Consider the following 13,747-nt stretch of genomic DNA (forward strand, 5'->3'; position numbering starts at 1 on the left):
AAGATGAAGGAGGGAGCTTATATGTTTTCCACATCTCAATGGAAGCTGGCATTTAGAGCATTCATCAGCGATAAAGCCGCAACGGCCGGAATGCTGATCATTATTGGAGCGCTATTTGTGGCATTGTTTGCCCAATGGATTGCCCCGTATGATCCAAATGGTGTGGCAGAGGGAAGCAGCCGTTTATCTCCTCCTGGGACAGATGGGCACCTGCTGGGAACAGACCAGCAGGGAAGGGATATAGTGAGCCGGCTTATTTACGGCACCCAAACATCGCTTGTTTCGGCGGTTATACCGGTCTTGATTTCAGCGGTCATTAGCATCGTGCTCGGGATTATAGCCGGTTACTACCAGGGCTGGATCGGCAATGCCATTATGAGGGTCATGGATGTATTCTTTGCATTCCCGGCTGTTCTTCTAGCGATTGCGATTGCGGCCATTTTAGGCCCGGGGCTTCTCAATGTCATTATCGCCATGATCATTGTTCGTATCCCGTATATGACTCGTGTCGTGTACACGGATACGCTGCAAGAAAGTCAAAAGGAATATATAGAAGCAGCGAAGTCATTTGGTGTCAGCAAATTGGAAATCATGTTTAAACAAATTTTGCCGAACGTTCTTCCTTCTTTAATCGTCTACAGTACGACCATAGCGGGTGTCACGATCATCACAGTGGCAGGGCTAAGCTTTATTGGTCTTGGTGTTCAGCCGCCTAATCCCGATTGGGGGAGAATGGCCAGTGAAGGAAGTGACGTATTGATGCAAGGGCATGCCTATGTCACCTTCTTGCCGGGATTCGCCATTTTACTGCTATCTTTTGCCTTCAGCATGGTAGGAGACGGCTTGCGAAATGCCTTAGACCCTCATGAACGATCAAAAGTGAAGAAAAAGGAACGTACGGAAGAGAGGATACAAAAACTAGCATGATTATAGAAACGAGGGATTTTTGCCTTATTAGAAAATCAAGAAAGTGTTGATGTGTAAAGAAATGCTGCCGGTTCATACGAGGGAAATAAAGGGGGATATCAATGAGCGCTGTTTCATCTGTTATGGAAAAGAAAATCCATCCTTTGCTGAAAGTGGAGAATTTGACGACTCAAATCAAAACACCAGATGGAATCCTCACAGTGTTGGAAAATGTTAATCTCACAATGAAAAAAGGAGAGATGATGGCCATCGTCGGGGAATCGGGATCAGGAAAGTCCATGACGATCCACTCCATTTTGCAAGTGATTCCTAAAAAGCTTTTAAATGGTTATCAAGGAAAGGTGGAAGTAGAAGGGACAGAAATTCTTTCACTAAATGAAAAGGCCATGAAACAGATAAGGGGGAGGAAAATTTCACTCATCGCTCAAAATGCGATGACTTCATTGGATCCATCCTATAAGGTAGGATCACAAATCGTCGAAATTATCACGTCTAAGACGAATCTATCAAAAAAAAATGCCAAAGAGAAGGCTCTTGATTTACTGCAGCAAATGGGAATCGACGAGCCGCTGCGAATCTACCAATCCTATCCTCACCAGCTCAGCGGGGGATTAAGGCAAAGAGTGGTCATTGCCATGTCATTGGCATGTGACCCTGATTTGATCATTGCCGATGAACCGACCTCCGCACTAGATCCAACCGTCCAACTGCAAGTATTAGATTTGTTGAAAAAAGTGAATAAAGAATTGGGGACCGCCGTGTTGATGATTACCCATGATTTTGGGGTCGTTGCTCGAATTGCCGAAACGGTGGCTGTTATGTACGCCGGACAAATCGTCGAAAAGGGGCGTACAAGTGAAGTAATTTTCAATCCGAAACATCCGTATACGCAAAGCTTATTAAAATGTATCCCTGATTTAACTTGGATATTTGATGAGAGTAAGAGGAAGCAAGCATTATGGCAAATCCCTGGAGAGCCGCCCAATCTTTTACATGCCATGGAAGGTTGCCGCTTTGCCGACAGATGTCATGCAGTGGAGGAACGATGCCATTCCACCAAACCTTTATTGAAAAAGGGAAGCCACACTCAGCCTGATCATGTGGTACGGTGCTTATTAGCGGAAGGAGAGGATTAATCGTGGAAAAGAGTCCTTTAATGGAAGTGCGGAATTTGCAAAAGGTGTACGGCGGACGTCAAGGGTTGCTTCTTCCCAATAAAAAGGTGACTGCTGTCCATGATGTGAGCTTTTCTATTCAAAAAGGGGAAACTTTCGGGCTCATTGGAGAATCAGGTTCAGGGAAAACGACCGTCGGACGAATGATTCTCCGATTAATCGAACCGACAAACGGAAGCATTATCTATAATGGGACATCGCTAAGAGAGTTATCAGCGAAACAAATGGCTGTTCTTCGCCGTAAAATTCAAATTGTTTTTCAAGACTCCGGTTCCGCTTTTAACCCGCGGATGACTTTAGGGGAGCAAATTGCCTACCCTTTACTGAAGTTTGGAGAATATGAAGATAAGGATGATGTAAATCGAAAAGTGTATGACATGCTGGAAGTAGTGGGGCTGCGAAAAGATTTTGCCCTCCGCTATCCCCACGAATTATCGGGGGGGCAAAGACAAAGGGCGGGTATTGCCCGATCGTTAATTCTGAAGCCGGAATTTTTAGTGTTGGATGAACCGGTATCTGCATTGGATGTGTCGGTGAAGGCACAAATCATCAATTTGCTTCAAGAGCTGCAGAAGGAGTTACAACTAACCTATTTATTCATTGCTCATAATTTAGACTTAGTCGCCTATTTTTGTGACAGGGTGGCAGTAATGTCGAAGGGGCAGATTGCAGAAACAGGCACAACCGTCAGTTTGTTTCGTAATCCTCAAACGGATGTGACGAAGAAGCTGCTCGGTTCCATTTTGACACTGGACGGAGACTTAGGGAATGTCCAAAAGAAGTTTTACAGTGCTTAAGTTTGCTAAAAGGGAATGGACATGAATGAATATGACCGAGTATTTATCAAAAGTGTTAAAGATTGAGAGTAAAGCAGTACCCGTTGATGCGGCACCGTCTTTTACGTATATGTTTGAAAAGGAGGAACAACATGGATAAAATATTCTTTCGATCGATTTCGTCGCTTTCGGAATACCTGAAGAACAAAGAGGTTTCTCCTGTTGAATTGACGGCTAAATTGTTGGAGCGGATCGAGAAAATCGAACCGTCCTTAAATGCATTTATTACCGTTCTCGCCGACGATGCCATGAAAGAGGCGGAAAGAGCGGAGCAAGAGCTGCTGGCCGGCAACGTCCGCAGCCCTCTTCACGGGGTGCCGATTGCGATCAAAGATATATTTGAAACGAAAAATCGGGTGACGACCGCCGGCTCCAAAATTTTTGAGTATTGGAAGCCTGATCGGGATGCCGTTGTGATCCAGAGGTTAAAGGAAGCTGGAGCGATCATCATCGGAAAAACGAATCTTCATGAGTTTGCGATGGGAGCCACGACAGAAAATCCTCATTACGGTCCGACGCGCAATCCATGGAATTTGAATAAAATTCCCGGCGGATCAAGCGGGGGATCGGCGGCGGCTGTCGCAGCCGGCATGTGCTACGGTGCATTGGGTACGGATACAGGCGGCTCCATCCGCCTTCCTGCTGCCATTTGCGGAATTGTAGGGCTCAAGCCAACATACGATTTAGTGAGTCGCAAAGGATGTGTTCCATTGAGCTGGACGTTCGATCATATCGGGCCAATGACAAGAACGGTAGAGGATAGTGCCATAATGTTACGGGTATTGGCAGAACAAGATCAGCTGAGAAAAACGGATATAAGTATGGATTTCAATAAGGAGCAGATCAAGGGAGTGAGGATTGGGATTGTCCATGAATACTTTTTTGAACAGATGGATCACGAGATGAAAGAAATCGTTGAACAAGCCATCCGAAAGTTAAGCGAGCTAGGTGCCGAAATCGTGGAGATTAATCTATCGGGAATAGCTGAAGCATTAGAGGCTCAAAAAATGATTTCTAAATCAGAAGCTTATAGTTTCCATGAATCGATGTTTACGAAATATCCGGAGATGTACGGCGATGATTCGAATATTCGGTTGTCTTCGGGAAGGGCAGTCACTGCGAGCGAATATCTTCATGCGCAAAAAGTGAGAAAACAGTTCATTCAGTCTACATTGGAAGCGATGAGCGAATGTGATGTGATGCTGACTCCGACCAATACCATCATTCCGTATGACATCGGGACGATCGGACCGGAACAATCCATTCCTAATATTTTTAATTTAGGCAGAACGCCAATTGGAAATTTTCTTGGATTCCCGGCGTTGAACGTTCCTTGTGGATTTACGCGAGAGCAGCTCCCGGTGGGGATGCAATTGATCGGTAAACCTTACTCGGAAGGCTTATTGCTTGAAGTAGGCCATGTCTATGAAAAATCGGAAAAGTGGGTCGGGTACTTAGAGAAAAATAAGGCATATGAACTGAACGATTCTTTAGCATAGATCCGACAGAGAAACCTCTAATCCCATCATTTGTGGTGGGATTGGAGCCTAATCGATCAGCCCTGTTGTTGAACGATGCAAAAGGAGGAAAGAAGAATGAGGATTAACGCAGAACGCCTTAAGGCCCATTTTGAAGTGTTGAGTCAAATTGGAAAATTCGGGGAAACTGGCGTATGCCGTCCCACTCTATCGGAAGTGGAAAAACGGGCGTTTGAAGTGGTGTCCGAATGGATGAAAGAAGCGGGAATGACGACACGCATCGATCATTTTGGCAATTTGCTCGGCCGGTTGGAAGGGAAGGATTCCAGGGCGCCCATATTGATGATGGGTTCTCATTTAGATTCGCAGCCTTACGGAGGAAGATTTGATGGATCTGCTGGTGTCCTTTGTGCGATTGAAGCGGTCGCTTCGTTAACAGAACACGGCATTGTTCCGGAACGTCCGATTGAAGTCGTCTCCTTTTGTGATGAGGAAGGGTGGCGTTTTAATAAAGGGTTGTTTGGTTCAAGAGGAATGGTGGGAAGGCTTGAGGAAGGGGAATGGTTAAGAGAAGATAAGGATGGAATCACAAGAGAAGAAGCGCTGCGCCAATTTGGGTGCGACCCGGACCGGTTTTCAGAATCGGTCTACCCTCCAGGCAGTATTCATGCGTACCTTGAGTTGCATATTGAACAAGGTCCTATATTGGAGAGCCGTCATCAGCCGGTTGGAATTGTGTCGGGAATTTCAGGGCCGTTGTGGTTAACGGTTAAACTAAGGGGAATGGCGGGACATGCGGGTTCGGTACCGATGAAACTGCGTCAGGATGCGCTTGTCGGAGCGGCAGAGGTGACGCTTGCGCTAAATGAGATAGTGAAGCAAAATCCCGATGCCCCGACTGTTGGGACGGTCGGCAGTATGAGCGTTTTCCCTGATTCCCCGAACATTGTTCCGGAAGAAGTTGTGTTGACAATCGATTTGCGGGATATCGATCAAGATCGGCGGAACCGTTACGAAATCCAACTGAGGAACCGAATTACGGAGATAGCGGAAAAGCATCGGTTATCTTATGAAATTACAGAAGACATCAACATCGAACCGAGATATTGTGCAGGCTGGATTAAAGACATGATGTACAAAGAGTGTGAGACATTGGAGTTGGATGTCCCGGAGCTGATGAGCGGACCGTTTCATGATGCCCTTATCTTGTCATATGCATGTGATTATGGCATGATTTTCGTTCGTTCCAAAGATGGAATCAGTCACAATCCATTAGAATATTCATCGTATGAAGATTTGGCTCTCGGAACAGACGTGCTGTATGGAACCGTATTAAGAATGGTCAGTCATGTAACACGAGTAAAAAGCCCTTCTTGACAGAAATCGAAAAGATAGCGATACCGATCGTAAAGAACAAAAAGCGTGCAGAGAACATGATGATTCCCTGCACGCTTTTTGGTTTATTTTTTATCGACAGGTTTATCGTCGTCCATAATCCCGCGCGTCGCGTCTTTAAACTCTCTTAATGTCTTCCCAGCCGCTTTTCCAAGTTCTGGCAATTTTTTCGGTCCGAATAAAAGTAAAGCTACAAATAAAATAATCGCAACTTCTCCGAATCCTAAGCTCATGTAGATCGCTCCTAAGTTTTAAAATGAAAAGCTTGTTTAAATGTCATTTTCTTCATTATAACAGAATGTAATATTCCATGTCGCTTTTACTTTTTGACAAATTGCTGACACCTGTATTTCAAAGGTTTTTGGAAACGCAAAAACGGTAAAAATGAAGAGAGAGGTGAAAAGAATGAACGAAAAACAATGGGTCGGAGAAAAAGCGGCCGAATTCGTAAAAGACGGGATGGTCGTCGGGCTCGGGACGGGTTCAACGGTGTATTATACATTGAAAAGGCTTGGGGAACTTGTTAATGAAGGGCTTTCCATTCAAGGCATTCCGACATCGGTTCAAACAGAAATCATCGCAAAGGAGTTCGGTATTCCTCTGACGAATTTTCTGGAAGTCGAGCATATTGATCTTGCCATTGATGGGGCGGATGAGGTTGATCTGCATTTGAACTTGACGAAAGGGGGCGGAGGCGCGCTCCTTCGTGAAAAAATCATCGCCAAAGCGGCCAAAACATTTATCGTTGTCGCTGATTCTTCCAAACTCGTGGAAAAGCTGGGCACCTTTTTGCTGCCGGTTGAAGTGGTTCCATTTGGTTTTAGCGTGACAGAGCGCCATATTCGTGAACTTGGCTGTTCGCCGGAAATACGGCTGAAAGAAGGAAAACCGTTCATCACCGATAATGGAAACTATATTTTCGACTGCAATTTCCCGGACATTCCGTACCCGGAAACGTTGGAACGCAAGCTGAACATGATTCCCGGAGTCGTCGAAAACGGCCTGTTTGTCGGGATGGCGGATATGCTGGTGACCTTGGGTGAAGATAAAAATATCGTTGTGAAAAGGACCTGAGTCAGGAGTGAGCGCTCCTCTTCAGGTCCTTTTTCAAATTTATCTTCGATTTTCTGGGTTTATCTGTGGACTTTCGGATTTTATCTACGAAATTTCCGAGTTTATCTACGAAATTCCCGATTTATCGATTATTCGACAACAAAAGACAAAACCCGCTTTGGTCAAACCCGATCTCAGGCGTCAAACCGAGTTTATATTATTGCGTTTTTGACCATAGCAAGTATAATTATTTACATACCGAAATTCGGAACTGAGACGTTCCAACTTGATTGAAGGGGAACATGCCCATGCAAAGCAAAAATAAGACAGTCGTAAGATCTATGGATATTTTGAATCTGTTTTTAACGCATTCAAAGTTAAGTTTTAATGAGATAGTACAATTTTCGGGCATCCCGAAAACATCTGTCTATCGAATGGTGATGTCACTTGAAGAGATGGGGCTCCTCGATAAAGACGAGGATGGAAAATATTCGCTTGGTCTATTATTCTTGCAATTTGGGCATCTTGTCGCGGAAAGGCTCGACATTCGCCAGGTCGCATTGCCCATCATGCAAAAGCTTCATGATGAAGTCGGGGAGGCCGTGAATCTGATTGTACAAGATGGCAAGGAAGCCATTTATATCGAAAAATTAGACACAAAACAGCCCGTCAGGCTTTATACGGCAATTGGCCGGAGAACACCGCTTTATGCCGGCGCCTGTTCGCGCGTGATTCTTGCTTTCATGCCGCATCATGAACAGGAGGAATATTTGGATGAGATCGAATTGAAACCGATTGCGTCCGGAACGATTACGGATAAAGAGAAGCTTCGTCTTTTACTGAAAGAATCTCAAGAAACAGGCTATACGGTCAGCTATTCTGAACTTGAAAACTATACGTCCGCCATCGCCGCTCCTATTTTTAACCATAAAGGGGAGGTCACTGCAGGCATCAGCATTGCAGGGCTTGATGTGAATTACCAGGAAGAGAAGCTGCCTGAATTGGTGAAAAAGGTTAAAAGCGCAGCACAGGAGATTTCAAAAAAACTAGGATATATTCAACCAATGTAAAGAAGGGATAGGGGCGCTTTTTGCCCATATCCCTTCTTTACGCATAGAAAAGCTCGAATTACAAGACTCCGAGTTTTTCATCCCGCAGGTCGGTAATGAACATATGACCTGGGGCGTGCGTAATCATCAAGGCCGGTTTGGCTGCCATCGCGACTGCTTGAGGCGTGACGCCGCATGCCCAAAAAACGGGCACTTCGCCGTCTTTGATGGTGACGGCATCTCCGAAATCGGGCTGGTTAATGTCTGTGATGCCAAGTTCAGCCGGGCTGCCGATATGAATCGGTGCCCCGTGGACGGCAGGAAAGCGCGATGTGACTTGCACGGCACGCACGACATCTTCAGCCGGGAGCGGGCGCATGCTGGCAACCGTCATCCCGTGGAATTTCCCCGCTTTGACACACGGAATGTTAGTGAGATACATTGGAACATTACAATCCTCTTCGATATGCCGAACGGAAATGTTGTTATTTAACAGGGCATGTTCGAAAGTGAAGCTGCATCCAATGAGAAAACCGACCATATCATCTTCCCAATAATCGGTGATGTCTATGACTTCTTCTGTCAGCTCACCGTGGCGATAAATGCGATACTTCGGAATATCTGTACGAATGTCCCCGGTTGGTGCCACCATTTGCGGAATAGGAGAACCGGGCTCTGTGACATCAAGAATCGGGCAGGACTTCGGGTTGCGCTGGGCAAACAAAAGAAAGTCGAAGGCATCTTCTTTCTTTAAAATGGCCAGATTCGCTTGTGCATACCCGTTTGCCATCCCGGCGGTCGGTTTAACCAATTCGTTTCTTCGAATCATTTCCCGTAATTGTTCCGGCTTCATGTCTGCTAGATTATTCATCACTTTTTCTCATCTCCCCTTGAATGTCTTCATTCGTTTTTTATGGCTGCTTGCTTGTGGTCGAGTAAGCAAACAGCCATATCTATCTCACTTTTATTTAAATAGCGCCGGCAGTTGGTTGATTAACGTGTACGTACCCATCCACGCCATCACCACGACAACAAGCGCACCTGAAATCGTCAGCCATAATGGATGTTTATAGTTGCCGACAATGCTCTTTTTATAAGCGGCAATTAATAATGTACCAAGGGCGATCGGTAAAATAAGACCGTTTAATGCACCGGCTAACACCAATACTTTTACAGGCTTTCCGATTGATACAAACGCAAGTGTTGAAATGACAATGAACGCAATGATGATTTGTTTATAGTTTTTCTCTAAACGCGGGCTGAATGTACGGATGAATGAAACCGACGTATAAGCCGCTCCAACGACCGATGTGATCGCGGCCGAAAACATGACGATCCCGAATATTTTATAACCGATATTACCGGCAGCCAGCTGGAACACGGAAGCGGGAGGGTTGGCCGGGTCGATCTGCAATCCTTTTGAAACGACTCCAAGCACCGCCAAAAAGAGAGCGATACGCATGACCGATGTAATCAAAATTCCGACGATGGAACTTCTCGTTACTTCCGGCAGTGCATCGACACCTTTTACTCCGGCATCCAACAAACGGTGTCCGCCGGCAAATGTAATGTAGCCGCCAACCGTACCGCCCACCAATGTCACGATTGCCAAGATATCAATGGTATCTGGCGCAATCGATTTGACGACAGCCTCGCCGACAGGAGGAGCGGTTGTGATAGCAACATAAATCATTAAGCCGATCATGACAAATCCGGCAATTTGCGTAAAGCGATCCATCGCTTTACCGGCTTCTTTCACAAGGAAAATGAAGACAGCGATTACAGCAGCAATGACGGCTCCCATTTCAGTAGAGATGCCAAACAGCGCATTCAAGCCAAGCCCGGCACCGGCGATGTTCCCGATGTTAAACGCAAGTCCCCCGAACACGATGAGGAAGGAAAGCAAATAGCCGAGTCCAGGGAATACCATGTTGGCGATATCTTGTCCCCTTTTTTCCGATACGGCGATAATGCGCCAAACATTCGTTTGAGCAAAGATGTCCAAGATAATGGAAATCAAAATGACAAAGCCGAAGCTTGCGGCCAAGTTTTGAGTGAAGACTGTCGTTTGGGTCAAGAAACCGGGACCGATCGCTGAGGTGGCCATCAAGAAGGCGGCCCCCATTAATAACGTCCAATTCATTTTTGGTGCAGATGATGGTTTGTCTTCATTTCTCGGTGATGTTTTTAGTGGTTCCATAAACAGTCCTCCTTTTATTTTTACTTACTAATCGCTTTCACGGCGATATCTGCCGCTTCAAGCGATTTCCGGATTTGGCGGGCAAATACGAGCGCTTTCGCTCCGTCTCCGTGAATACAAACCGTGTCTGCTTTGACGGAGACATCGACTCCTTGCTGTGAGAGTACTTTTCCTTCTTTCACCATACGGATCACTTGGGAAACGGCTTGGTCATCGTCGTGGATGAGCGCGTCTGGTTGACTGCGCGATGTTAATGAGCCGTCTTGCTGATACGTTCGGTCAGAAAAAACTTCATGAGCCGTTTGCAGGCCGATTTTTTCACCGGCACGCACAAGCTCGCTTCCTGCAAGTCCGAAAAGGATGAGCTGCGGGTCTACCCGATAAACGGCTTCGACAATAGCCTCTGATAATTCTTTGCTTTTTGCGGCCATATTATAAAGGGCGCCATGCGGTTTCACATGCTGCATCTTGGCGCCTTCCGCTTTAACGAAGCCGTAAAGAGCGCCTATTTGATAGATCACGATGTCATAGGCTTCCTGTGGTGAAATGGCCATGTTGCGGCGGCCGAAGCCCGCTAAGTCAGGAAGACCGGGATGTGCACCGATTTTAACGTCTTTTTGAAGGGCAAGCCCGACGGTTTTGCGCATGACCGATGGATCTCCGGCATGAAATCCGCATGCGATGTTCGCTGAGGTGACAAAATGGAGAATCTCTTCATCGAGCCCCATCTTATATGCCCCAAAACTTTCCCCTAAATCACAATTCAAATCAATTTGATACAAAGGAATTCCCCCTATCTATTCAAAAGATGATGAATGTCTCCTTTATTCGGAATACGGCTGTGCATCAGGAAGTGAACAATCGTAAAGTAAGCGCTCACATCTTTTTTGCTCATTAATTTTTTGTCAAAATATTCTGACCATCTGGAGTATGTGGGGCATCCTAATAGTGATCGAGCTTTCATAAATGATGTCGATGTTTCAAGGCAGAATGCTTTAGCAATAAAAATAGCCGTCTCTTATTCCGAAATTAGGAACTACTGTTTCAAATATGGTACCATAAAATCATCTTACTGCATATCACTTAATTTTCAAATAATTTTGTCAGGAAGGCTGACATATAGAGTAAAGCCTGATATTGCAGGGGAAAAAGCCTTTATATCATTTTGTCTCTTTTTGATAGGAAGAAAAATTGATTCATGTTTTGTGAGATTTTTTCCGTAGCGATCATTATTTATGCAAAGGATTGGTTGTATTTTTATATTCAGATAATTATAATAAATATATAAAGTCCGAAAAATAAAACTTAAGTTCCGAAATTCGGAAGGGGAGGGGATGGACATGTCTAAGACCATTTTAGGGGGAAAAATAACGATGGAGATGAAGCCGCTTGGCGATTCGGCCATTCTTGTTCAATTTGGAAGCGAAATGAATCAAGAAACACATCTGAATGTACAAGCGTTAACAGCCCATCTTGATGCACATCCGTTTGACGGTTTGATTGAATGCGTCCCGGCTTTCACAAGCGTGACCATTTTTTATAATCCGCTGCGGATTAGGCAGATGCATAAAGAACGAAGGAAGTCTATGTCCAGTATGGAAAAGGAAGCGTCACCATATCAAATCGTTCGTTCGATCGTAGAAGAATTAGCAGCGGGACTTAAACAGAAAACGGAAGCGAAACCGCGGGTTGTTGAAATTCCTGTCTGTTACGGCGGAGAGTTAGGTCCGGATTTGGAAGCGGTGGCAAAGTATCACGATTTATCGACGAGTGACGTCATTAGCATTCATTCACAAGCGGAATATCTCGTCTACATGATCGGCTTTGCACCCGGATTCCCTTATTTGGGAGGGATGTCGGAAAAAATCGCCACACCGCGTCATGCTTCACCGAGGCTATCAATCGCGGCAGGTTCCGTTGGAATCGCTGGTAAGCAAACGGGCGTCTATCCGATTTCAACACCGGGCGGCTGGCAAATCATCGGCCGTACGCCGATCGATCTCTTTCAACCGGAACAAACCCCCCCGACGCTTCTCCAGTCCGGTGATATTGTCCGGTTCAAGCCTATTTCTCTTGAAGAATATAAGAGCTATAAGGAGAGATCGAGATGAGCATAACCATGAATCGGCCAGGTTTATTGACGAGTATTCAAGATTTGGGAAGGTACGGCTTTCAAAAATACGGGGTCATCGTCAGCGGTGCCATGGATCGGAATTCCCTTCGTATCGCTAATTTGCTCGTAGGTAATGAGGAAGGAGAAGCCGCGTTGGAAATTACTTTGATGGGGCCCTCATTATTGGTGGAAGAAGATACGTTAATAGCGATTACAGGAGCGGATATGGCACCAGAAATTGATGGAGAACGTGTTCCTTTATGGAGGCCCGTCTATGTGAAAAAAGGGAGTGTCATTGACTACAAGGCATGCCGTTTGGGCTGCCGCGCCTATATGGCATTCGCGGGCGGCTTTGCGGTGAAAGAAGTGATGAACAGCAAAAGCACGTATTTGCGGGGGGAAATGGGCGGCTATGAGGGCCGGGCTTTGAAAGCGGAAGATACATTGCGCTTTAACACGATGTCCAAACGGGCAGCCCGGCTCATGGAGCAGCTGAAAAGAAGCGAAAGTTCCGGTTCTTTTACAGCAGCTTCGTGGTATGTGAATTCGGAAGCGTTCGTCCCGATGAAAAAAAATCCAATCATTCGCGTAATGAGGGGCGGAGAATTCGATCGGTTTACAGAGTCGAGTCAAACTCGGCTTTTTGAACAGGAATTCCGCATTACCCCAAAGTCCGATCGGATGGGGTATCGCATAGAGGGGCCGGCTTTGCAGTTAGAAGAGCCGTTTGAACTTCTATCAGAAGCGGTTGCAAACGGGACCATACAAGTGCCGAATGACGGCAACCCAATCATATTGCTTGCGGACAGGCAGACGACCGGCGGCTATCCAAAAATCGCTCAGGTCATAACGGTCGACCTCCCCGTCATGGCCCAATTGAAGCCGGGGGAAAACATTCGCTTCAAGGAAGTGACGCTGGAGGAAGCGGAGCGGCTTTACCTGGAGCAAGAGCAGCAAATGGAACAGCTGAAGGTTGGCATTTTGTTGAATATCGATTCATCTAAATAAACGTCAATTATATAAAGGAGCAGGTAAAATGTTAAGTGTCAATGAGATGAAAGAAATCATTAAAGCGGTGGACGAGTCTTCCGTTGAAACATTTAAGGTGGAGTATGAAGGATTGAAAGTATTGGTCGAAAAAAAAGCAGGCAGCCACCATCATTCCGGGCAAGCCGAAACACCTGAAAACATAGAAGCGAAGCCATCCGTTGTACGAAAAGAAGAGGAAAAAATGGTGGAAGCCGTTTCGAAACAAAGCGAAGCAGATGTCCATCAAGTTCTTTCGCCGATGGTCGGCACGTTTTATGGCCGTTCCAATCCGGAGGCCGCACCTTTTGTAGAAGTCGGTACAAAAGTTGAGAAAGGTCAAATCGTTTGCGTGGTGGAGGCGATGAAGCTGTTTAATGAAATTCAGGCAGAAGTGAGCGGAGAAATCGTTGACTTGTTAGTGGAAGACGGGCAGATTGTCGAATACGGCCAGCCGTTGTTTCTCATCAAGGAAGATTGACCAATCAAAAAGGG

At 45.8% G+C, this 13,747-nt stretch carries 14 protein-coding genes; 10 read left to right on the forward strand and 4 right to left on the reverse strand.

The window, feature by feature from the left end; all coding sequences use genetic code 11:
- Nucleotides 1–21 precede the first annotated feature (21 nt).
- From BK575_RS04290 to BK575_RS04310, 5 genes are all read left to right on the forward strand, one after another.
- Entirely contained in the window at nucleotides 22–927 is a 906-nt protein-coding gene (locus tag BK575_RS04290) for an ABC transporter permease (protein WP_078409053.1), read from the forward strand.
- A gap of 101 nt (nucleotides 928–1,028) precedes the next feature.
- Complete coding sequence (locus BK575_RS04295) at nucleotides 1,029–2,063, forward strand: ABC transporter ATP-binding protein (RefSeq protein WP_078409054.1); 1,035 nt, start codon at nucleotides 1,029–1,031, stop codon at nucleotides 2,061–2,063.
- A gap of 2 nt (nucleotides 2,064–2,065) precedes the next feature.
- Nucleotides 2,066–2,899 (forward strand): ATP-binding cassette domain-containing protein, encoded by an 834-nt coding sequence (locus BK575_RS04300; RefSeq protein ID WP_078409055.1) that lies wholly within the window; start codon nucleotides 2,066–2,068, stop codon nucleotides 2,897–2,899.
- Nucleotides 2,900–3,030: 131 nt separating this feature from the next.
- Nucleotides 3,031–4,437 (forward strand): amidase, encoded by a 1,407-nt coding sequence (locus BK575_RS04305; protein ID WP_078409056.1) that lies wholly within the window; start codon nucleotides 3,031–3,033, stop codon nucleotides 4,435–4,437.
- 75 nt (nucleotides 4,438–4,512) lie between these two features.
- The gene (locus tag BK575_RS04310; RefSeq protein ID WP_078409057.1) at nucleotides 4,513–5,793 is read left to right on the forward strand and encodes a M20 family metallo-hydrolase; all 1,281 of its coding nucleotides are present in this window, start codon (nucleotides 4,513–4,515) and stop codon (nucleotides 5,791–5,793) included.
- A gap of 83 nt (nucleotides 5,794–5,876) precedes the next feature.
- Here the strand turns inward: BK575_RS04310 and BK575_RS04315 are convergent, their stop codons facing one another.
- Entirely contained in the window at nucleotides 5,877–6,044 is a 168-nt protein-coding gene (locus BK575_RS04315) for a twin-arginine translocase TatA/TatE family subunit (RefSeq protein WP_078409058.1), read from the reverse strand.
- Between the two features lie 172 nt (nucleotides 6,045–6,216).
- On the opposite strand from BK575_RS04315, the gene rpiA reads away from it, so the two are divergent.
- Both rpiA and BK575_RS04325 read left to right on the forward strand, forming a co-directional pair.
- Nucleotides 6,217–6,885 carry a ribose-5-phosphate isomerase RpiA gene (gene rpiA, locus BK575_RS04320; RefSeq protein WP_078409059.1) on the forward strand — a complete coding sequence of 223 codons (669 nt, stop codon included), beginning with the start codon at nucleotides 6,217–6,219 and terminating at the stop codon, nucleotides 6,883–6,885.
- Nucleotides 6,886–7,172: 287 nt separating this feature from the next.
- On the forward strand, nucleotides 7,173–7,934 hold the full coding sequence (locus BK575_RS04325) for an IclR family transcriptional regulator (RefSeq protein ID WP_078409060.1): 762 nt from the start codon (nucleotides 7,173–7,175) through the stop codon (nucleotides 7,932–7,934).
- A 58-nt stretch (nucleotides 7,935–7,992) separates the two neighbouring features.
- Here the strand turns inward: BK575_RS04325 and BK575_RS04330 are convergent, their stop codons facing one another.
- The 3 genes from BK575_RS04330 to pxpA form a co-directional block, all read right to left on the reverse strand.
- Nucleotides 7,993–8,784: a putative hydro-lyase gene (locus tag BK575_RS04330; protein WP_078414633.1), complete on the reverse strand. Its 792-nt coding sequence runs from the start codon at nucleotides 8,782–8,784 to the stop codon at nucleotides 7,993–7,995.
- 93 nt (nucleotides 8,785–8,877) lie between these two features.
- A complete protein-coding gene (locus BK575_RS04335; RefSeq protein WP_139368120.1) occupies nucleotides 8,878–10,056 on the reverse strand; it encodes an NRAMP family divalent metal transporter in 1,179 nt (392 codons plus the stop codon).
- Between the two features lie 77 nt (nucleotides 10,057–10,133).
- The gene (gene pxpA, locus BK575_RS04340; protein WP_078409062.1) at nucleotides 10,134–10,895 is read right to left on the reverse strand and encodes a 5-oxoprolinase subunit PxpA; all 762 of its coding nucleotides are present in this window, start codon (nucleotides 10,893–10,895) and stop codon (nucleotides 10,134–10,136) included.
- Between the two features lie 552 nt (nucleotides 10,896–11,447).
- Here pxpA and pxpB point away from each other — a divergent pair.
- From pxpB to accB, 3 genes are read left to right on the forward strand one after another with little or no spacing between them, the layout of a single operon-like run.
- Nucleotides 11,448–12,224: a 5-oxoprolinase subunit PxpB gene (gene pxpB / locus BK575_RS04345; protein ID WP_407984337.1), complete on the forward strand. Its 777-nt coding sequence runs from the start codon at nucleotides 11,448–11,450 to the stop codon at nucleotides 12,222–12,224.
- Complete coding sequence (locus BK575_RS04350; protein ID WP_078409064.1) at nucleotides 12,221–13,234, forward strand: 5-oxoprolinase subunit C family protein; 1,014 nt, start codon at nucleotides 12,221–12,223, stop codon at nucleotides 13,232–13,234. The genes pxpB and BK575_RS04350 overlap by 4 nt, the downstream gene beginning before the upstream one ends.
- A 28-nt stretch (nucleotides 13,235–13,262) precedes the next feature.
- Nucleotides 13,263–13,733 (forward strand): acetyl-CoA carboxylase biotin carboxyl carrier protein, encoded by a 471-nt coding sequence (gene accB / locus BK575_RS04355; protein WP_078409065.1) that lies wholly within the window; start codon nucleotides 13,263–13,265, stop codon nucleotides 13,731–13,733.
- The last annotated feature ends 14 nt before the right edge of the window (nucleotides 13,734–13,747 follow it).

The sequence above is a fragment of the Priestia abyssalis genome (assembly GCF_002019595.1).
GTDB classification, from domain to species: Bacteria; Bacillota; Bacilli; order Bacillales; family Bacillaceae_H; genus Bacillus_BA; species Bacillus_BA abyssalis.